Here is a 20,374-nt window from a genome sequence, read left to right as displayed (position 1 = left end):
GGCGCTGGAACCCAAGGTGCTGGTGGCCGACGAATCGGTGTCGGCGCTGGACGTCTCGGTGCAGGCGCAGGTGCTGCAACTGCTGCACGACCTGCAACAGCGGCTGAAGATTGCGCTGGTGTTCATCACCCACGACCTGCGCGTGGCCGCGCAGATCTGCAATTCGGTGCTGGTCATGCATCGCGGCAAGGTGGTCGAGTACGGCTCGCCCGCCCAGATCTTCGACAACCCGCAGCATGCTTACACGCGCCAGCTGATCGCCGCGGTGCCGGGCCAGCATTGGGACCCGACCAAGGCGCAGGCCGCCTGACCGCTACCCCGACATCGCCATTCAGGAGAACCTCCTATGCAACGCCCGCCCGCCATCCCCACCGTGCAGATCGACAACGAGCAGGTCACCGTCACCGAATGGCGCTTTCCGCCAGGCGGCGAGACGGGCTGGCACCGGCATGGCATGAACTACGTGGTGGTGCCGCAGACGACCGGTCCGCTGCTGCTGGACACGCCCAACGGCCAGGTCACCAGCCAGCTCACCACCGGCGTGGCGTACTACCGGCCGGTCGGCGTCGAGCACAACGTCATTAATCCCAGCGACACGGAATTCGTGTTCGTCGAGATCGAACTGAAGCGGGCATGAGCCCCGCGCATTTGGCACTGACCGGGACGGTCTGAGCGAGGATATCCATGAAGGCGTTTTTTTCAGAAGAACAGTTGCTGCATTCGCCCCGTCAATTCATGCGGCTGGGCCGCATCAGCGCCCCGACCGACCTGCCGTCGCGCGCCGAGAGCCTGCAACAGGCGCTGGCGGCCCGCGGCATCAAGGTCGAAGCGCCGGCCGACTATGGCCGCAAGCCGCTCGAGCACGTCCACAGCGCGGATTATCTGGATTATCTGGAAACGGCCTTTGTGCGCTGGCAGGCCTTGAAGGCGCCGGGCGTCGATCCCGGGCCGGAGGTCCTGCCGAATCTTTCGCCGTACTACAACGGCCGTATCGACGCCGCCGGGCGCGGCCCTTGCCCCTCGCCGTCCATCGTGGCGCAGACCGGGTACTACCTGAGCGATCTGTCCTGCCCCATCGGGCCGCAGACCTGGCGCTCGGCGCTGCGGTCCACGCACAGCGCACTGGCGGCGGCGGACCATGTGGCGGGCGGCGGCGGCGTGGCGTATGCGCTATGCCGGCCGTCCGGCCATCACGCCCATCGCGATCGTGCGGGCGGCTTCTGCTACCTGAACAGCAGCGCCGCTGCGGCCAGCCGGCTGCTGCAGACGTGGTCCAGGGTCGCGGTGCTGGACGTGGACGCGCATCACGGCGACGGCACGCAGAACATCTTCTATCAGCGGCCGGATGTGATGACCGTGTCGCTTCATGCCGACCCGGCGGGGTATTACCCCTTCTACACCGGCTACGCGCACGAACGCGGGCATGGCGCGGGCGAGGGATTCAATCTGAACCTGCCGCTGGCGCACGGCTGCGGCAACGCGGAATTCCTGCAGGCGCTGGATATCGCGCTGGACGCCCTGGCGGGCTATGCGCCGCAAGCGCTGGTTTTACCGCTGGGCTTCGACACCTACAAGGACGACCCGATCAGCGTGCTCAGGCTGGACATCGATGCCTACCGCGACATCGGCGCGCGCGTCGCCAGTCTGGGCGTGCCGACGGTGGTGGTGCAGGAAGGCGGCTACATGGTCGAAGCGATCGGACCGGCGCTGGACGCCTTCCTTGAGGGTTTTGGCCGTGGCGGCACGTGAAGGCGCGCGCCAGACCGGCGTCCTGCTGTTCTTTGCCGCGCTGGTGGCGTTTGCCACCTTCGACGCGGGCGCCAAGCAGTTGCTGGAGCGTTACCCCGCCCCCTTCCTGAACGTGATGCGTTACCTGGCGGTGGTGACGCTGGCGATGGGGATGCTGTGGCGTCACGGCCGCGGCCTGCGCCTGCGCGACGCGCCGGAGAAGCCGCTGCTGGTGCTGCGCGGCGTCATGCTGGCCACGGTGGCCACGTGCTTCATGACCGCGCTGATCTGGATGCCGCTGTCCGAGGCCACCGCCATCTACTTCACGGCCCCGCTCATCATGGTGGCGCTGTCGCCCTGGATGCTGGGCGAACGCGTCCGTGCGGCGCAATGGGGCGCCGTGGCTGCGGGCTTTGGCGGCATGCTGCTGATCGTGCGGCCCGGCGGCGACCTGCCTCTGCTGGGCACGATGCTGATGGCCGTGTCGGCCGTCAGCTACGCGATCTTCCAGGTGCTGACGCGCAAGCTGTCGAACAAGGTGCCGGGGCCGGTGCAGTATGCGTACACCGCCTTCATCTGCCTGATCGTGACGGCGCTGCCGGCGCCCTTCTTCCTGCCCGATCCCTGGCCCGGCCCGGCGGACACCGCCATCATTCTTGCGCTGGGCGCGTGCAGCGGACTGGCGCAGATTCTGCTGATCGCGGCCTTCCAGCGCGTCCCGGCCGCGACACTGGCGCCCCTGAACTACTTCCAGCTGCTGCTGGCGCTGGGCTTCAGCACGTTCTGGTTCCAGCGCCCGCCAGACGCGCTGGCGCTGGCGGGCATGGGGCTCATCATGGCGGCCGGGGTGTTTCTGGCGCTGCGCCCCCTTAGAAGTCCATCGACGCCGACAACATGAACGTGCGCGGCGCGCCCAGCGCCAGGCTGGAGAGCTGCGGCATGCCCCAATAGGCCTTGTTCGTCAGGTTGTTGATGGCGGCGCGCAGCACCACCTGGCGGTCCGCCACCTTCGTGGCGTAGCGCGCGCCGATGTCGTACGTGGTGCGCCCGCCCACCGACAACGAGTTATCCGCGCTGATGTACTGCTTGGACACCGAGGTCGCGTTGGCGGTCAACGTCAGGCCCTGCACGGCCGGCACGTCCCATTCCACCCCAAGCTTGCCCTGCAGCCGGGGGATGCCGGTGGCTTGCTTGCCCTCGTTGGCCGCGACGGCGGCTTTCGTCACCTTGGGATCGATATAGGCGACGCCGCCGATCAGGCGCACGCCGCGCATCGGTTCGCCGAAGAAACCCCATTCCACGCCCTGGTTGCGCTGCTCGCCGCCGAACGAGAACACGTTCGTGACCGGATCGGTGTAGCTGCTGGGGCGCTCGATTTCAAACAGCGCCAGCGTGTGGGTGAAGTCGCCCAGATCGACCTTCAGGCCGATCTCCTTCTGCTTGGTCTTGAAGGGCGCAAAGAGCTCGCCGGCATTGGCCGCGGTGGCAGGCGCGGACTGTCCCTTGGACAGGCCCTCGATGTAGTTGGCGTACACCGAGATGTTGTCCGTGGCCTTGACGAGCAGCGCGGCGGCGGGCGTCGTGGCGTGGGCGTCATAGCGGCTGGTGCGCGCGCCGGTGGCAACGCTGAAGCTGTCCGTGCGGACCTCCTGGCGGCGCGCGCCCAGCGTCAGTTGCACCCGGTCCTCGGCAAAGGACAAGGTGTCGGCCAGGCCATAGCTGATCATGCGCGTTTTGCTGTGCATGATCGGCGGAAACACGCCGGCGGGCGCCGGCCCCCAGACGGGGTTGTAGATGTTGGTGACCCAGTCTGCGCCGGGCACCGAGCGGCGGCCGTAGTCGTGCTGGTCATCGGAGTAGTACGTGGCGTTCAGCACCCACTGGTGCTTGATCGCGCCGGTCTGCAGCTTGCCGCGCAGGCCCGCGTCGCCGGAGGTCTTGTCCACCTCCATGTTGAGCTGCCCCATCGACGTGCGGAAGTCGCCGGCATCGTTGAACACCTGCGCCGACATGGCGCCGCTGTAGGTGTATTCGGAACGGCTGGTGCCGATGGCCGCGTACGCCATCAGTTTGTCGGTCACGTCGAATTCGCCGCGGATCATGGCGCCGCGATCCTGGTTCTTCACATAGGCCCAGTCCGGATTCAACAGGGTTTCGGGTTTGGGCGGCTTGGGCACGCCGATGCCGGGCGCCAGGTTGATGCCGCGCGTCACGCCGTCGATGCGCTCATCGGTGTCGTACAGATCGGCGGAGATGCGGACCCGCTCGCCGCGCCAGTCCAGGCCCAGCGACGCCAGCTGCGCGCGCTTCTTCTGGTCGTCGACCGGGCCGTTGCCGTTGCGGTACATGCCGTTGAAGCGGATGCCGAACTGCTGGTTCTCGCCGAAGCGCCGCCCCATGTCCAGGTGCCCGCCGAATTGCGCATCCGACATGTAGGTGGCGGTCAGGCGCGTCAGGGGCTCGGCGCCGGCGCGCTTGGACACCAGGTTGACCGTGCCGCCGACCGAACCGCCGGGGGGCATGCCGTTGAGCAGGGCCGACGGGCCCTTCAAGACCTCGATCCGCTCGAACATCTCGGGCGACGTCCGGTAGTAAGGCGCCATGCCGGCCAGACCGTTGAACGTCATGTCGGTGGTGGCGGACGAGAAGCCGCGGATCGAGTAGTTCTCGCTCCACGCGCCCGACACGCCGTTGCTGAACACCGACGGGTCGGTGCGGGCGATGACGTCGGTGATGTCCTTGGCCTGCAGATCCTCGATGTACTTTTCCGTGTAGTTGATGACGGAAAACGGCGTGTCCATGAAATCCTTGTCGCCCAGGAAGCCCACACGGCCGCCGTACGTCACCTGGCCACCGGCGTAGGGCGTGGCCGGCGCCTCCTGCGCGTCGGCCTGGCCCGTGACCGTCACCGTGGGCAGGGTCTTCACACCCGCCTCCTGTTGCGCCCATACCGGCGTCGCAACCGCGGCGCCCAGCGTGAGGCCGAACACGGCGGCGATGAGAGGGTTCAAGGAAAAGGCGGGCTTTGCCTGCCCGGCTAGCGGCGAAGGACGTGCGACGCGGCCGCTATGGCGACGTTTGCTCATGGAATGCTCCGTTCAGTTGAGCTGGGATCGCCCGGCAACGGGCGACTGGGAATCATTTACGTTTGAATCGGCAATGACACGCGGGGCGTCTTGGGATCTCAGTTCCGGTAAGGCCTCATGACTTCGTCGATCATGAGATGCAGGGACTTCACGCTGGCGGCGGTGACGTACCAGGCCTCGGCGTCGGCAAAGACCACGCGGCCGTCTTGCCATGCGGCCGTCTGGCGCAGCAGCGGATTACCCAACGTCTCGGCGTTCAGGACCGGCCGGCGTTCCATCACGGCCGTGCGGTCGACCACGTAGACGATGCCGGGGTTCGCCTGCTGGATGAATTCGCTGGAGATCGGCTGGCCATGCAGGCCGCCATCGGCCGATGGGCTCGCCGGCTTCACGCCCAGCGCCTTGAAGATGAAGCCGTAGCGGGAGTGCACGCCGAACGAGCTGAAGGCGCCGTTGTTGTGCAGCACGACGAGCGCCGTTTCCGGGCGATCGCGGATGAGCGCGCGGGCCGCTTCAACCTTGGCGTCCAGATCGGCCGCCTTCCGGCGGGCAAGGTCCTCCTTGCCGAAGATGCGCCCCAACGTCAGCAGATGGTCCTTCACGATCTCGATGTGGTCGGCCTGGCTGTCGCGGTAGTCCACGTCGAAGTGGATGGTGGGCGCGATCTGGCTCAGTTCCTTGTAGTGGTTCGCCTGCAGCGAGGTGATCAGGATGAGATCCGGCTTGGCCGCGTGCACGCGCTCCAGATTCGGCTGGACGATGGCGCCCATGTCCTGCACGTCGGGCGCGTCGCGGTAGCGGGCCAGGAAGTGCGGCACGAAGTCCTTGGGCATGCCCACGACGGGAACGCCCAGCTCGTCCAGGAAATCGACTTCGTTCATGTCCAGGGCCACCACGCGCTGCGGCAGCCGGCCGATCACGGTTTCGCCCAGCTTGTGCTTGACGGTGATGGGGGCATAGGCATTCTGCGATGGCGCATCCGCGGGAGAGACGGCCGTTGCTGCGGCGGCCGATGCCGCGGCGGCCGGTGCCGCGGCGGCCTTGGGCGCGTCCGTGGCTTGTCCGCAGCCGTGCAGCGCCGCCGTTGAGGCCATCGCGGCGGCAAGCAGCAGCGCCCTCGGCCAGTGCGACAGGATCATTTCAGTTCTCCAGGAGGGTTGAAGTAGTTGCACAGGCGGCCGCGATCACCCTGCGTGATCTCGAAGTCCAGCCCGTACAGTTCGCGCAGCCGGTCTTCGGTCATGACCTCGTGCACCGCGCCCGCGCACTGCACCGCCCCGCCCTTCAGCGCGACGACGTGGTCCGAATAGCTGGCCGCGAAGTTGATGTCGTGCACGACCAGGATCACCGTGCGTCCGAGGTCGTCGCACAGGCGGCGCAGCGCGCGCATGATCTGCACGGCATGCCGGATGTCCAGGTTGTTCAGCGGCTCGTCCAGCAGCAGGCAATCGGTCTGCTGCGCGATGGTCATGGCCATGAACGCCATCTGACGCTGGCCGCCGCTCAACTCGTCCAGGTAGGCGCGCCTCAGCGGCTCCAGCGACAGGAACGCGATGGCTTCGTCGATTGCCTGCTGGTCCCGCGGCGTCAGCGCGCCGCGGCTGTAGGGAAAGCGGCCGAAGGCCACCAGGTCTTCCACCGTGAGCCGCAGGTTGAAGTCGGGCGATTGGCGCAGCGTGGCGACGCGGCGCGCGTAATCGGCGCGGCGCATGTCCGCCACGCTGCGGTCGCCGATGAAAACGCCGCCCTGCGTCGGCTCCAGCAAGCGCGCCATCATCATCAGGAGCGTGGTCTTGCCCGCCCCGTTCGGTCCGATCAGCGACGTCAGCCGGCCCTCGGGGAACTGCAGGCTGACGTCGCGCAGGACGGCCTTCGCGCCGTGGCTTTTGGAGAGATTTCTGGTCGTGATCATGCCGTGCCCCGCGTGCGCGCCATCAGCGCGAGAAACCAGCCGCCGCAGACCAGATTGACCAGGATGCCGACGGTGGTCTTGTAGTTGAAGACGTGCTCGACCGCGAGCTGGGCCAGGATGAACATGCCGACGGCGATTGCGCAGCCGGTGGGCAACGTGATGCGGTGCCGGCGTGTGCGCGCCAACGCATACGCGGTGTTGGCCACGAAGATGCCCATGAACGCCGTGGGTCCCAGCAGGCTGGTCGAAACGGCGACCAGCACTGCGATCAAGGCCAGGTGCAGTTGCACGGCGCGCGGATGATCCACGCCCAGCGACATGGCCTGGTCCCGCCCCAGCGACAGGACGTCCAGCGTCGGCAGTTGCCCGCGTCCGGCCAGGCATATGGCGGCGACGACGACGGCGGATGCCAGCAATTGCGCCGGCTCGGCCTTGCCGAACGAGGCCTGGGTAAAGCCGAGCAGGATCGAGAACTCGCCCGGACTGGTCTTCAGTTGCACGAACTGCGTGAAGGTGCCGATCACCATGGTCAGCACCAGTCCCACCAGCAGCAGGAAATACACGTTCTGCCTGCCGTGGCGGAACAGCCAGCGATGAAGAATCCACGAATACGCCAGCATCACCAGGACTGAGACCAGGAAGTTGCCGTTCGGCCCCAGCAGCACCAGGCTTTGCGTACCCAGCGCCAGGATCATCACGGACTGCAGCAGCAGGTACACGGCCTCGTAGCCCATGATGGCGGGCGTGAGGATCCGGTTGCCGGTCAGGGTCTGGAACACGATCGACGACCACGCGATGCAGACGCCGCCGATCACCATGGCCGCCAGCCGCGCGAGGCGCTTGGGAATGACGTAGTCGAAATCGAGGCCCGACCGGAAGAAAACGAACGCCACGGCCAGCACGATGACCGCCAGCCACACGACGTTTCGGGAAGCGGCGCGTCTCATCGGTGCTTCCAGATAATCAGCGCCAGGAACAGGACGCCGCCCACGCCCCCCGCCGTCAGGCCGATAGGCACTTCGAACGGATAAATCAGCACGCGTCCCAGGATGTCGCAGACCAGCAGCAGCGACGCGCCGCCCAGCGCGACGACGGGCAGCGTGCGGCTCAGGTTGTCGCCGTAGTGGAGCGCGACCAGATTGGGCACGACCAAACCGACGAATGGAATCGCCCCAACCGTGATGACCGTCGCCGACACCGTGACCGCCACCAGCATCAGGCCCAGCGCGACGGTGGCCGGATAGTTCAGTCCCAGGCTTGCGGCCATGTCCTCACCCATGCCGGCCACCGTGAAGCGGTGCGCGTACAGGTAAGTCAGCACGACGATCGGCAGGATGAGATAGATGATCTCGTAGTTGCCCTGCACGATCTTGGAGAAGTCGCCCAGCAGCCAGCCCTGCATGCTTTGCAGGATGTTGTTGCGGTAGGCATGGAATTCGGCCAGCGCGCTCAGCACGCCGCCGGACATCAGCCCCATCACCGGCACCAGCACCGTGTTCTTGAATCGGATGCGGCGCACGACCAGGACGAAAGCGAGGCTGGCGGCAAAGCAGAACGCCAGGGCAAACGCCATCCGGCCGCCGGGACCCATCGACGGCGCCACCGTCAGCGCAACCAGGATGCCCAGCTTGGCGGCGTCCAGCCCGCCGCAAGTGGCGGGTTCGACGAACTTGTTGCGCACGATGTGCTGCAGGATCACGCCGCACACCGACAGGCCGACGCCCGTCAGCACCAGCGCGGCCAGACGCGGCAGGCGGCTGGCGGTCAGCGTCAGCCACGCGTCGCCCGACAGCGTGAACAGCTGCGTCCATGCCAACTGCCGCGCCCCGATCAGCAGGGACGCGCCGCACAGCACGACGAACAGCACCGAAAGCCCCGCACGCATCAGACGCGGTCTCCCGCGATGCGCCAGCCCTTGGCGGCCTGGCGCTGCGCCAGGAATTGCGCATAGCGCCCGCCGCTCGCGCGCAGCGCCGCCGGCGCGCCCGCCTCGACGATCCGGCCGTCTTCCACAACGGCGATTTCATCGGCCATCGCCACCGTCGACAACTGATGCGCAATGACCACCAGCGTCCGCTTGCCGCGCAGGCGTGCCAGCGTGCCGGCGATGACGGCCTGATTGCCTGCGTCCAACGCCGCGGTGGCCTCGTCCACCAGCAGGATGGGCGCATCGCTGATCAGCGCGCGGGCGATGGCGATGCGCTGGCGCTCGCCGCCCGACAGCCGCGCGCCGCCCTCGCCTACCGGCGTGTCCATGCCTTGGGGCAGGCGTGCGACGATCTCGTCCACGCCCGCTTCGCGTGCAGCCTGCAGGATGTCGTCATCCTGACTGCCCGGCCGGCCGGCGCGGATGTTGTCGGCAATGGTGCCGGTAAAGAGATAGGTGTCCTGGAAGATCTGGCTAATGTGGCCGGCCAGTTGCGCGCTGGCGATCTGCCGCACGCCGATGCCGCCGACCTGCACGCTGCCTTGCGTCACGTCAAAGAATCGCGCGATCAACCGCGCCAGGGTGGTCTTGCCGGACCCCGACGCGCCGATCAGGGCGACCATGCTGCCCGGCTCGATGCGCAGGTTCACGCCGTGCAGCACGTCGGGCTGGTCGTGCGCGTAGCGAAAGCGCACGTCGCGCAATTCGATGGACGCGTCGCGTGGTATTTGCGGTGCGACAGGCTCCGGCAACGGCGCCACGGCAAAGAGCGCATCGATCGCGTCCAGCTGGGCACGCGCGCCGCGCAGGACTTCGCCATAGCCGGCGACCTCGAGCAACCCGTCGATGTAGCGCACCGCCAGCAGCATCGCGACAAGCGCAGCCACCACTTCGCCGGCCGCGGCGCCGGTGCCCAGCAGTCCGTTGAGCCACAGGGCCGCCGCGATCAGCAAGGCGGCAAAGACAGCCTGCACCGCCCAGACATTGAGCACGGCTGCCGCCGCCGACAGCCAGATCAGGCGCGTTCCCGATTGGCGCTGCGCCTCGAGGGATTGCTCGAAGTGCCGCATGCCGCCGCCTTCCGCGCTGAATGCGCGCAGCACCGACTGCGCCTGCGCGAACTCCACCACACGCTGGCTGGTTTCGGCAAAGCGCTCGTGGAAGGCCGTGTCGGCACGCCGCGCCAGCCGCGCGGTAAGCGCCAGCACGCCCGCCAGCAGCGGCAGCGCCGCCAATGCGATCAGCCCCAGCAGCCAATGCTGCGCAAACAGGGCAATCACCAGCACGACGGGCGCCGCCACGCCCGCGATAAGCGGCGTGAAGACGTGCGCGGGCAATTGGGCCACGGTCATCATGCCCTGCGTGACGACGTGGCTGAGACGCGCGGTGTTCTGCGGCGTGAACCAGCCGACAGGCAGGCGCGCCACATGGTCGCCCAGCCGGTGGCGGCCAGCCTGCAGGATGGCGACGCCCACGCGGACACCGGCCCGTTCGACCGGCAGGCGCAGCGCCCCGCAGCACGCCACTCCGGCAAGCAGCGCGGCCAGCCACGGGGCAGCCTGACGCGCATCGCCGGCCAGCAGATGGGTAAGAAGCGGAGCCGTCGCGGCAATGGTCAGCCCGCAAACCAGCCCATAGGCGACGGCCAGCCACGCATAGCGGCGCAGCACCGGGACATCCTTGCCAAGCAGGCGCACAAAGGTCTTCACCATGCCGGCTCCTCTTGCGCCGTGGCGATCGCGTGACCGCCCTGCGCCCAGAGCCGCGCATAGCACCCGCCTTGCGCCAGCAACGCGTCGTGCCGCCCCTGTTCTGTGATGACCCCGTCTTCCAGCACCAGGATGTGGTCGGCATGAACCACCGTGTCCAGCCGGTGCGCGATCACCAGCAGTGTGCGTCCCTGAGCAAAGCGCGACAGCGCTTCCTGCACCGCCGCCTCGTTGCCGGCATCGGCCGCCGCGGTGGCTTCGTCCAGCACCAGCACGGGCGGATCGAGCAGGACGGCGCGCGCGATGCTCACGCGTTGGCGTTCCCCGCCCGAGAGCTGCGCGTCTTCGCCGATCACGGCGTCATAGCCGCGCGGCAAGGCCAGGATGCGCTCGTGAATGTTGGCGGCCCGCGCGGCAGCTTCGATTTCCTGCTGGGTGGCGCCCGGCCGGCCCAGCGCGATGTTGTCGCGCACGCTGGCGTGGATCAGCCGCACCTCCTGCAGCACGAAGCCGATGCGCCGGTAGAGCTGCGCGCTCTCGATTTGGCGCAGGTCCGCGCCGCCGAGCATGATGCGCCCTTGCGCCGGATCGAAGAACCGCACCAGCAGGCGGGCGAGCGTGGACTTGCCGGCGCCGGACGGGCCGACGATGGCGGTCACCGTGCCGGGCGCCAATGTGAAAGTGATGCCCGACACAGCCTCGTGGCCATCGCCGTAGCGGTAGCTGACATCCTCGAACCGCACTTCATGCCCTTGCGGAATCTGGCCGTGGCCGGCCGCCGGCGCCTCCAGCACGGGCGTATTCATGAGAGTCAGCACGCGCTGCGCCGCTCCCTTGGCGCTGCCCAGATCGTGCAGCAGCGTGTGCAGCAGGAGCATCGGCGCGCAGATGCCCGGCGCCACCAACGCAAAGGGCAGCACGTCCACAGGCGCAATCCAGCCCAACGCCACGAACAGCGCGCCCGCGCCCAGCACCACGCCCAGGACCGTGACCGGCGCGATCAGCGCGTGCGCCCGCGCCATCGCCGCGACCAGCGGCCGGGTGAACTCGGCGAACGCGGCGGCAAAGCCGTCCACCGCGTCCCGGTAGCCGCGATGCGCCTTGCCGGCGTCGCCAAACGCCTTGACGACCGGAATGCCGTTGACGAATTCGACGGTCGCGCCGTTAAGGCGGCCAAGGCGTTCGATGAACACCGGCATGTTCGCGCCGCCGGCCTTCATGGCCCGGCGCAGGAAAAGAAAGAAGCCCGGAAACGGCAGCAGCGCCGCGATGGCAAGGCGCCAATCCTGCGCGAACAGGTAAGCGGCCGACGCCAGGATGGCGCCCGCGGCGCGCCCCGTCGCCGTGAAGAAATGCGCGGTAAGGCTGTGCAGGGTCGCGATGTCGTCCTGCAACGCCTGCTTGACCTCGCCCGACGCCTGGTCCGTGAACCAGCCCAGCGGCACTTGGGCCAACCGCCGCGCGCCGGCCAGGCGCAGGTGATGCGTGATCCGGTTGTCGGCCAGGTGGGCGGTCAGCTCGGCGGCCGATACCAATGCCATGCCGGTGAACAGGCACACGACGGCGGCGGCAACGGTCCACCACAGCTCGGGAGCCGTTGATGCGGGACCTTCCAGGACGAGGCGCGCAATGTGCGCGATGGCGGCCAGCGGCGCCAGCGTGAGCATGGCGCCCAACGCGGCAAGCGCGGCTGCGGCGATGAGTTGCCCGCGGATCGGGGTCAACACCAGACTGAGCGGGCCGGGCTGTCGAGGGTGGGCCGGCGCGGCTCCGGAAGTGCTCATGAACGAAGTACCAGGACGAAGTTGATAATTATTTGCATCACTATAAACTAAATCCTTGAATTAGTTGCATGTCAATAAACTAAATAATTGCGGGACGGGTTAAAGTGCGGGATAGTCCACGCGACAAACAGGGATCAGACATGCAGCCGCCAGAGCGCCGCCCCACGCGGGGACGCCCTCCCACCATCACCCGGGAACGTATCGCCGATGCCGGCATCGCCGTGGGCTTGCCCAACATCACGTTCGTCGGCGTCGCCGCGGCGCTGGGCGTCAGTCACATGGCGCTGTACAAGCACGTGCCCAGCCTTGAAGAGCTCAAGCGCCTGGTCGCCGAGGAAATCTTCAAGCGGTGGCAGATTCCGCAGGCCTGTAGCAACGATCGCGGCGATCTCAAGGCTTACCTGACGGTGTTCGCGACGTCCGTGCGCGAGTTCGTCAAGGCGCATCCGGGCGTGACGCCCTACGTCATCCGGCGGCTGGCCGCGACGCCGTCGATGCTGGCGAAGATCGACGGGCATCAGCGTCATATCGCCGACGCCTATGGCATCTCAAAGGAGCAGTCGCGCATCCTGTTGGCGACCGTGGCGTTTCACGGCCTTGCGGTGGCGGACACGGTGTATTCGGTTGCCGGGCTGGAGCCGGTCGTCGACGCCGCTCGGACGGCGGAAGAATCCGAGATGGAAGTGGAGCTGGATCAGGGGATGCAGGCGCTCATCATCGGATTGATGGCGATGCTGGACGGCGCCTAGCTGGTTTCGCGCTGGACCAGTTCGAAACCCAGATCCACGTGCCGCTCGGGCACGGGTTCGCCCGCCAGATGCTGCATGAGCAGTTGCGCGGCTGACAACCCAATCTGGTAGCGCGGCGTGGCGATGGTGGACAGCGGCGGCGTGGTCCACGCCGTGCCCGCCAGATCATGGAAGCCGACGATCGCCATCTGGTCCGGCACCCGCAGCCCATCCCGGCCGCATTGGAACACCGCGCCCTGCGCCAGGTCGTCGTTGCAGAAGAACACGGCATCGCAATCCGGGTGGCGCGCGTGCAGGTCCTGCATCAACGCGGCGCCCAGGCTGATCGACGATTTCTCGGGCGTCATGATTTCCAGCGCCGCGTCATACAGGCCCGCATCGCGCAGCGCCTGCCGGCATCCCTCGCAACGGCGCAGCGACCGCGGGTCCAACTGGGCGCCAATGATGCCGATGCGGCGATAGCCGCGTTCCACCAGATGGCGGCCGGCGGCGTAGCCCGAGTCGAATTGCGAGAAACCGACACTCATGTCGTCGTCGCCATCCAGCGTCTCGATCGTGTGCACCGTGGGAATCGCCTGCGCGCGCAGCAGTTCCCAGACGCCCGGATTGTGGTCGATGCCTGTCAGGACCAGCCCGTCGGGCGAGTGCTGCAGGTACTTGCGCAGCAGCGCCTCTTCCTCGTCCGGCGAGTAGCCCGTGACGCCGATCAGCATGTGATAGCCGTGCTGGTCCAGGACTTCCTTGATGCCCGTGATGATGTCCACGAAGACCACGTTGCTCAGCGACGGGATCAGCACCACGATGGTCTGCGACCGCGCCGACGCGAGGGCGCTGGCGGCGTGGTTGGGCACGTAGCCAAGTTCCTGGCATACCCGCGCGATGTGCTGGCGCAGGTCTTCCCCCACCTTGTCCGGCGTGCGCAGCGCCCGCGAGACCGTGATGGCGCTGACGCCGACGCGCCGCGCAACGTCCTGCATGGTGACGCGGCCGGCGCGCGAGCTTCGGGGTTTGCGGATGGACATGGACCCTCGCGGTGAATGCAAGCGCGTAGTCTGACGGAAAAAAAGAGGCTTGCCAAAGCAAAAATGTTAGCGCTAACATGATCCGCATCAAATGATTAGAAAACTCCGGAAAAACGGAGAGGAGACAAACATGCAAGCTTCCCCACTGGGGCGGCCAGGGCCATCGCGTCCCGGCCGGTCGCCGCTGGCCCGCGCCGCGGACTGGTGTTTTGTGCTGCAGACCTGGCTGATGGTGGCCTGTCTGATCTTGATGGTCGTGCTGCTGTTCGGCAACGTGGCGCTGCGCTATCTCTTCAACTCCGGCATCAACGTGTCCGACGAGGTATCGCGCCTTGCCTTTGTCTGGATGATCTTCCTGGGCTCGGTGATCGCGCTGCGCGAACACCAGCACATCGGGGTCACCATGATGGTCGAACGCTTCGGCCCGGGCGCACGCCGGGTGTCGCACATTGCCTGCCAACTGATGATCCTGTGGGTGCTGTGGCTGATGGCCGAAGGCGGCTGGGTCCAGACCGTGATCGGCCTGGACACCGTGCTGCCGGTCACCGGCATGCCGCTGGCCGTGTTCAACGCGGCGGGACTCTATGCCGCCGTGGCGATGGGCATCCTGACCCTCATCGACCTGGTCCGCGTGATTGCGGGCGGTCCGCTGCCGGCGGAGTCCAGTCCGGAAGACCCGGCGGTCTGAAACCGCCCCTCCCCGCCTCCAATCATCAGCCCGGATATCCGCAATGATCCTGACCGTCTTCCTAGTCGTGCTGCTGGGGCTGATCGCCCTGGGCATGCCGATCGCCTTCGCGCTCATCATCAGCGCGATCGTCATGATGTTCCAGCTGGACTTCTACGACACCCAGCTCCTCGCCCAGAACATGCTGTCCGGCGCCAACAGCTTCACGCTGATGGCCGTGCCACTATTCATGCTGGCCGGCGAACTGATGAACGCCGGCGGCATTTCGCGCCGCATCGTGCATCTGGCCAACACGTTCGTGGGCCACATCCAGGGCGGCCTGGGTTATGTGGCCATTTTCGCCAGCGTGCTGCTGGCGTCGCTGTCGGGCTCGGCCGTGGCTGACGCTGCGGCGCTGGGATCGCTGCTGATCCCGATGCTGCGCGAAAAGGGCTACGAAGCCGGCCAGGCGTCGGGCCTGATCGCCGCGGGCGGCATCATCGCGCCCATCATTCCGCCGTCGATCTCGTTCATCATCTTCGGCGTCGCCACCAATGTGTCGATCACCAAGCTGTTCTTCGCCGGCATCGCGCCGGGCCTCATGATGGGGCTCACGCTGGTGGCCGTATGGGCCTGGGTGGCGCGCAAGCACGGCAGCATCAAACCCGCGCCGCGCGAGCCCTGGAGCAATCGCCTGAAGGCGCTGCGCGGCTCGCTGTGGGCGCTGTTCCTGCCGGTCATCATCATCGGCGGCCTGCGGGGCGGCATCTTCACGCCCACCGAGGCCGCTGTCGTCGCCGCCGTATATGCGCTGCTGGTCAGCCTGTTCGTCTACCGCGAAATCGGCTGGCGCGACCTGGGGCCGCTCTTCGTCAATGCCGCGCGCACCACCGCCGTGGTCATGTTCCTGGTGGCGGCCGCCATGGTCTCGTCCTACATGATCACGCTGGCGGACCTGCCGCAGGACCTGATTGCGCTGCTGGAGCCGGTCATGGATCAGCCCAAGCTGCTCATGTTCGCCCTGCTGATCCTGCTGACGCTGGTGGGCACGGTGATGGATCTGACGCCGACCATCCTGATCCTCGCCCCGGTGCTCATGCCCGTCGTCATCAAGGCGGGCATCGACCCCGTCTACTTCGGCGTCATGTTCGTCATGGTCGGCAGCGTCGGCCTGCTGACGCCCCCGGTGGGCACGGTGCTCAACGTGGTGTGCGGCGTGGCCCGCATCAATATGGAAACCATCTGCAGAGGGGTGTGGCGCTACGTCGTGGCCTACACGCTGCTGCTGGTCCTGCTGGTGATCTTCCCTGAACTGATCACCGTACCCGCACGCTGGATGCACTAGCGGCACTTGAAAACCCCCGAGGAGAAACACCATGATCAAGCAATTCAAGACCCGCATTCTTGTCCTGGCGACGGTGCTGTCCTGCACTGTCGCCGGAGTGGCCGCGGCCGCGGACGTCAAGCCGCGCCTCATCCGCTTCGGCTACGGGCTGAACGAGGAAAGCGTGCAGGGCCGCGCGGCCCGCCATCTGGCGCAGGAACTGGAGAAGATCAGCGGCGGCAAGCTCAAGATGCGGACCTTCGGCTCGGCCAACCTGGGCTCGGACGAGCAGATGCAGAGCGCGTTGGTGGGCGGCGCGCAAGAAATGATGGTGGGGTCCACCGCGCCGCTGGCGGGCATGGTGAAGGAATTCGGCGTGTTCGACCTGCCGTTCCTTTTCAATAGCGAAAAGGAAGCCGACGCAGTGCTGGACGGCCCGCTCGGGCAAGACCTGCTGAAGAAGCTGGAAGCCAAGGGCATCGTCGGCCTGGTTTACTGGGAAAACGGCTTTCGCAACATGACCAACTCCAAGCGCCCGATCACGCGCGCCGAGGACCTGCAGGGCATCAAGCTGCGCGTCATGCAGAACCAGATCGCGCTGGGCGTCTTCAACACGCTGGGCGCCAACGCGGTGCCGATGCCGTTCTCGGAACTGTTCACCGCGCTCGAAACGCGCACGGTGGACGGCCAGGAAAATCCCATCACCACGATCCAGAGCAGCAAGTTCTACGAGGTGCAGCCCTACCTGACCATCACGCGCCACGTCTACACGCCGTGGGTGGTGCTGGCGTCCAAGAAGTGGTGGGACACGCTGTCGCCCGACGAGCAGAAGCTGATCCGCCAGGCCGCCGCGTCGTCACGCGACTTTGAACGGCAGGACAGCCGCGCCGATTCCACCAAGGCCATGGGCACGCTAGAAAAGAACGGCATGAAGATCAACACCGTCACGCCGGAAGAAGTTGCCCGCATGCGCCAGAAGGTGCAGCCCGTGGTCGACAAGTACACGCAGGAGCTCGGCCCCGAACTGGTCAAGCAACTGAACGACGAAATCCAGAAGGCGCGCAACTAGCGTTTCCTGGTGGCCCGGATCCGCTTTTGGTCCGGGCCAGTAAGCAACCGAAGCGAGACAGCCATGTCCCAGACACCCCGCCGACTGCGCAGCCAGAAATGGTTTGACGATCCTTCGCACGCCGACATGACGGCGATCTACGTCGAGCGCTATCTCAATTACGGCCTGACGCGCCAGGAACTGCAGTCGGGGCGGCCGATCATCGGCATCGCGCAGACCGGCAGCGATCTGGCGCCCTGCAACCGGCACCATCTGGCGCTGGCCGAACGCATCAAGGCGGGCATCCGGGACGCGGGCGGCATCCCGATGGAGTTTCCGGTGCATCCGCTGGCCGAACAGGGCCGGCGGCCCACCGCGGCGCTGGATCGCAATCTGGCGTATCTGGGTTTGGTTGAGATCCTGCATGGCTACCCGCTGGACGGCGTGGTGCTGACCACCGGATGCGACAAGACCACGCCCGCGTGCCTGATGGCCGCGGCCACCGTGGACATCCCGGCCATCGTGCTGTCCGGCGGTCCCATGCTGGATGGCTGGCATGAGGGGCAGCGCGTGGGATCGGGCACCGTCATCTGGCACGCACGCAACCTGATGGCCGCGGGCAAGCTGGACTACGAAGGCTTCATGACACTGGCCACGGCTTCGTCGCCGTCGATCGGCCACTGCAACACCATGGGCACCGCCCTGTCCATGAATTCACTGGCCGAAGCGCTGGGCATGTCGCTGCCCACCTGTGCCAGCATTCCCGCACCGTATCGCGAGCGCGGCCAGATGGCCTATGCCACCGGCATGCGCATCTGCGACATGGTGCGCGAGGACCTGAGGCCGTCGCACATCATGACGCGGCAGGCGTTCGAGAACGCCATCGTCGTCGCCTCGGCGCTCGGCGCGTCCAGCAACTGCCCGCCCCACTTGATCGCGATTGCGCGCCACATGGGCGTCGACCTGAGCCTGGACGACTGGCAGCGGCTCGGCGAAGACGTGCCGTTGCTGGTCAATTGCGTGCCGGCCGGCGAGCACCTGGGCGAAGGCTTTCACCGCGCGGGCGGCGTGCCGGCCGTGCTGCACGAGCTGCTGGCCGCGGGCCGTCTGCATCCTGACTGTGAGACCGTGTCGGGCAAGACCATCGGCGACATCGCCGCGGCGTCCAAGACTCACAACGCCGACGTCATCCGCAGCTGCGATACGCCGCTCAAGCACCGCGCCGGCTTCATCGTGCTGTCCGGCAACTTCTTTGACAGCGCCATCATCAAGATGTCGGTCGTGGGCGAGGCATTCCGCCGCGCGTACCTGTCGGAGCCAGGCTCGGAAAACGCATTCGACGCGCGCGCCATCGTGTTCGAAGGCCCCGAGGACTATCACGCCCGCATCGAAGATCCGGCCCTCAACATCGATGAACACTGCATTCTGGTGATCCGCGGCGCAGGCACCGTGGGATACCCCGGCAGCGCGGAGGTCGTGAACATGGCGCCGCCGTCGCATCTCATCAAGCGCGGCATCGACTCATTGCCCTGCCTGGGCGACGGCCGCCAGAGTGGCACGTCCGCCAGTCCCTCCATCCTGAACATGTCGCCGGAAGCTGCGGTGGGCGGCGGGCTGGCGCTGCTGCGCACGGGGGACCGGATCCGCGTGGACCTGAACCAGCGGTCGGTCATCTTGCTGGTCGATGAATCGGAACTGGAACGGCGGCGCCTGGAGCCGGCGTACGAAGCGCCGCCGTCACAGACGCCCTGGCAGGAGCTGTACCGGCAGACCGTGGGACAACTGTCCACGGGCGGGTGCCTGGAAGCGGCGACGCTGTATTTGAAGGTGGTGGAGACGCGCGGGGATCCGCGGCATTCGCATTGAGGTATGCGGGAGGTGCGGGCTATTTGCGAGGAGGCGTGTTGGCCGGGCCGGGCCGGCTGAGCACGTAGGCCGCGCTGGCCAGAAAGAAGATGCCCACGCCAATGGCCAGCAACGGCGAGGGATTCGCGCTCCAGTAGAACAGCACGTAGCCTGCTGCCATGCCCAGGCTGGCGTACGTCTTGCCCTTGCGCGACACCGCGCCCTGTTCACGCCAGGCGCGCAGCGACGGACCGTACGTCGGACTGTCCAGCAGCCATTTCTCGAGCCGGGGCGACGAGCGCGAAAAGCACCCCACCGCCAGGATCAGGAAGATCGTCGTCGGCATCACCGGCAAAAAGGCGCCGATGACGCCCAACGCCAGCATCAGGCAGCCCAGGCATAACCAAAGTGCTCTCATCATGATGGTGTGCAGGATATCGCAAATGGCCGCACGGGGAACGGGCTCAGGATGCGGCGGGCTCGGGCATCCGCGCGCGCAGCATCCTGACGAATTCCGCATCGGGGTTGCCGCCCGCATCACGCGATCGGTGAACCATGGCCCACGCCTCGCCATACTGGCCGCGCCAGTAATAGGCAGCGGCCCATGACGCATACAGATAGCCCTTGTCGGGTTCGACGGCCTCGCCCTTGCGATACCACTCATCGGAACGCGTGGTGGCTGCGATGCGCGCCTCGGGCGGCAGCGTCTTGTCTTCTGCCGCGCAACGCGCCGCGATCCGGCCCGCATCCGCATAAATGCCGCGAAACGCCGGCGGATTCAGGCTGATCGCGCGGTCCATCATGCTCATCGCCAGGCAGACCTTGCGCTGGCTTTCCAGAACCACCGCGAAACCCGCATACACCTCGGGGTTATCGGGATTGAGCAGCCAGGCCTGATTGAAGCGCCGCATGGCTTGTCCGCGGTGGTCTTCGCGAAAATAGCGATAACCCTCTTCAACCCGCGCCTGCGCCGCCGCCGATGGCGATCCAAACGCTTTTACGGCCTCTGCAACCTGTTGTTCATCGCCCGCGCGCAACACTGCGGAGGCGCGGCGATCTGCGCCGGCATACATCGGCGCCTCATCGCTGCCCGTTTGAACCGGCGACGGCGCCTTGATTGCGCAGCCTGGCAACCACAGCAACTGAACCAGAATGAACGCCTTCAACGTGCAGTGCATGGACGGGCTTTGAATGGGAAAAGAAGAAATATACCTGCGTGGGTATTAATGCAAGAACGCACCCGGAAAAGCAAAAAGCCGCGAAGTCATAAGACTTACGCGGCTTTTCAGGTCTGTGTCCGACTAGCTCTATCGAACACACCTTTGCAGGAATTTGGTAGGCGGTATTGGAATCGAACCAACGACCTCCACGATGTCAACGTGGCGCTCTAACCAGCTGAGCTAACCGCCTGCAAAGAAGAAGAATTATATAGTGCTTTTTTAAACTGTGCAAATCGTCTTGGAAGATTTTTTGCGGTGTTTATTGCGTTTCTGGGTATTCAGCAATTGCCTCGCGGCTTTGCCAAACTGCCCTTTCCACATGTGCAATAAATACGCGTAATAAATACGCTACA

General features: G+C 66.4%; 18 protein-coding genes, 1 tRNA gene and 1 pseudogene. 9 read left to right on the top strand and 11 right to left on the bottom strand.

Going from position 1 to position 20,374, the window contains the following annotated elements; all coding sequences use genetic code 11:
- From RT697_RS16875 to RT697_RS16860, 4 genes and pseudogenes are all read left to right on the top strand, one after another.
- Positions 1-310, top strand: a pseudogene (locus RT697_RS16875) (ABC transporter ATP-binding protein); the annotation flags it as partial.
- 36 nt (positions 311-346) lie between these two features.
- Positions 347-637, top strand: a complete 291-nt coding sequence (locus tag RT697_RS16870; RefSeq protein WP_313700384.1) for a cupin domain-containing protein — start codon at positions 347-349, stop codon at positions 635-637.
- A 47-nt stretch (positions 638-684) separates the two neighbouring features.
- The gene (locus RT697_RS16865; RefSeq protein ID WP_313700382.1) at positions 685-1,749 is read left to right on the top strand and encodes a histone deacetylase family protein; all 1,065 of its coding nucleotides are present in this window, start codon (positions 685-687) and stop codon (positions 1,747-1,749) included.
- Complete coding sequence (locus tag RT697_RS16860) at positions 1,736-2,626, top strand: DMT family transporter (protein WP_313700380.1); 891 nt, start codon at positions 1,736-1,738, stop codon at positions 2,624-2,626. Before RT697_RS16865 ends, RT697_RS16860 begins: the two co-directional genes overlap by 14 nt.
- Here the strand turns inward: RT697_RS16860 and RT697_RS16855 are convergent.
- The 7 genes from RT697_RS16855 to RT697_RS16825 all read right to left on the bottom strand — a co-directional run bounded on the left by RT697_RS16855 (position 2,598) and on the right by RT697_RS16825 (position 12,146).
- Positions 2,598-4,814, bottom strand: a complete 2,217-nt coding sequence (locus RT697_RS16855; RefSeq protein WP_313700379.1) for a TonB-dependent siderophore receptor — start codon at positions 4,812-4,814, stop codon at positions 2,598-2,600. The two genes, RT697_RS16860 and RT697_RS16855, sit on opposite strands and share 29 nt — an antisense overlap.
- A 98-nt stretch (positions 4,815-4,912) precedes the next feature.
- Complete coding sequence (locus RT697_RS16850) at positions 4,913-5,953, bottom strand: siderophore ABC transporter substrate-binding protein (RefSeq protein WP_313700378.1); 1,041 nt, start codon at positions 5,951-5,953, stop codon at positions 4,913-4,915.
- Positions 5,950-6,726, bottom strand: a complete 777-nt coding sequence (locus RT697_RS16845) for an ATP-binding cassette domain-containing protein (RefSeq protein WP_313700377.1) — start codon at positions 6,724-6,726, stop codon at positions 5,950-5,952. Before RT697_RS16845 ends, RT697_RS16850 begins: the two co-directional genes overlap by 4 nt.
- Positions 6,723-7,673 carry an iron chelate uptake ABC transporter family permease subunit gene (locus tag RT697_RS16840; RefSeq protein WP_313700375.1) on the bottom strand — a complete coding sequence of 317 codons (951 nt, stop codon included), beginning with the start codon at positions 7,671-7,673 and terminating at the stop codon, positions 6,723-6,725. The genes RT697_RS16845 and RT697_RS16840 overlap by 4 nt, the downstream gene beginning before the upstream one ends.
- Complete coding sequence (locus RT697_RS16835; protein ID WP_313700373.1) at positions 7,670-8,611, bottom strand: iron chelate uptake ABC transporter family permease subunit; 942 nt, start codon at positions 8,609-8,611, stop codon at positions 7,670-7,672. Before RT697_RS16835 ends, RT697_RS16840 begins: the two co-directional genes overlap by 4 nt.
- Positions 8,611-10,365: an ABC transporter ATP-binding protein gene (locus tag RT697_RS16830; protein WP_313700371.1), complete on the bottom strand. Its 1,755-nt coding sequence runs from the start codon at positions 10,363-10,365 to the stop codon at positions 8,611-8,613. Before RT697_RS16830 ends, RT697_RS16835 begins: the two co-directional genes overlap by 1 nt.
- Positions 10,359-12,146 (bottom strand): ABC transporter ATP-binding protein, encoded by a 1,788-nt coding sequence (locus RT697_RS16825; protein ID WP_313700370.1) that lies wholly within the window; start codon positions 12,144-12,146, stop codon positions 10,359-10,361. Before RT697_RS16825 ends, RT697_RS16830 begins: the two co-directional genes overlap by 7 nt.
- Before the next feature lie 140 nt (positions 12,147-12,286).
- On the opposite strand from RT697_RS16825, the gene RT697_RS16820 reads away from it, so the two are divergent.
- Positions 12,287-12,895: a TetR/AcrR family transcriptional regulator gene (locus RT697_RS16820; RefSeq protein WP_313700368.1), complete on the top strand. Its 609-nt coding sequence runs from the start codon at positions 12,287-12,289 to the stop codon at positions 12,893-12,895.
- Here the strand turns inward: RT697_RS16820 and RT697_RS16815 are convergent.
- Positions 12,892-13,917, bottom strand: a complete 1,026-nt coding sequence (locus RT697_RS16815; RefSeq protein WP_313700366.1) for a LacI family DNA-binding transcriptional regulator — start codon at positions 13,915-13,917, stop codon at positions 12,892-12,894. The genes RT697_RS16820 and RT697_RS16815 overlap by 4 nt on opposite strands.
- A gap of 130 nt (positions 13,918-14,047) precedes the next feature.
- Between RT697_RS16815 and RT697_RS16810 the strand changes: the two genes are divergently transcribed.
- The 4 genes from RT697_RS16810 to RT697_RS16795 all read left to right on the top strand — a co-directional run bounded on the left by RT697_RS16810 (position 14,048) and on the right by RT697_RS16795 (position 18,822).
- A complete protein-coding gene (locus RT697_RS16810) occupies positions 14,048-14,605 on the top strand; it encodes a TRAP transporter small permease (RefSeq protein ID WP_313700364.1) in 558 nt (185 codons plus the stop codon).
- A 43-nt stretch (positions 14,606-14,648) separates the two neighbouring features.
- On the top strand, positions 14,649-15,929 hold the full coding sequence (locus tag RT697_RS16805; protein WP_313700362.1) for a TRAP transporter large permease subunit: 1,281 nt from the start codon (positions 14,649-14,651) through the stop codon (positions 15,927-15,929).
- Between the two features lie 31 nt (positions 15,930-15,960).
- Positions 15,961-16,977 carry a TRAP transporter substrate-binding protein gene (locus tag RT697_RS16800; RefSeq protein WP_313700360.1) on the top strand — a complete coding sequence of 339 codons (1,017 nt, stop codon included), beginning with the start codon at positions 15,961-15,963 and terminating at the stop codon, positions 16,975-16,977.
- A 63-nt stretch (positions 16,978-17,040) separates the two neighbouring features.
- Positions 17,041-18,822 (top strand): IlvD/Edd family dehydratase, encoded by a 1,782-nt coding sequence (locus tag RT697_RS16795; RefSeq protein ID WP_313700358.1) that lies wholly within the window; start codon positions 17,041-17,043, stop codon positions 18,820-18,822.
- Positions 18,823-18,841: 19 nt separating this feature from the next.
- Here RT697_RS16795 and RT697_RS16790 read toward each other — a convergent pair whose 3' ends face one another.
- From RT697_RS16790 to RT697_RS16780, 3 genes are all read right to left on the bottom strand, one after another.
- Positions 18,842-19,222 (bottom strand): YbaN family protein, encoded by a 381-nt coding sequence (locus RT697_RS16790; RefSeq protein WP_313700356.1) that lies wholly within the window; start codon positions 19,220-19,222, stop codon positions 18,842-18,844.
- 43 nt (positions 19,223-19,265) lie between these two features.
- Positions 19,266-19,979, bottom strand: coding sequence for a hypothetical protein (locus RT697_RS16785; RefSeq protein ID WP_313700355.1), 714 nt, complete (start codon positions 19,977-19,979; stop codon positions 19,266-19,268).
- Positions 19,980-20,134: 155 nt separating this feature from the next.
- Positions 20,135-20,211 (bottom strand) — tRNA-Val (locus tag RT697_RS16780).
- Positions 20,212-20,374: the final 163 nt, after the last annotated feature.

This window comes from Achromobacter sp., assembly GCF_032113835.1.
In the GTDB taxonomy this organism is placed as follows: Bacteria; Pseudomonadota; Gammaproteobacteria; order Burkholderiales; family Burkholderiaceae_B; genus Achromobacter.
Note: the sequence above shows the minus strand (reverse complement) of the source record. Positions and strands in the feature narration are given on the sequence as shown.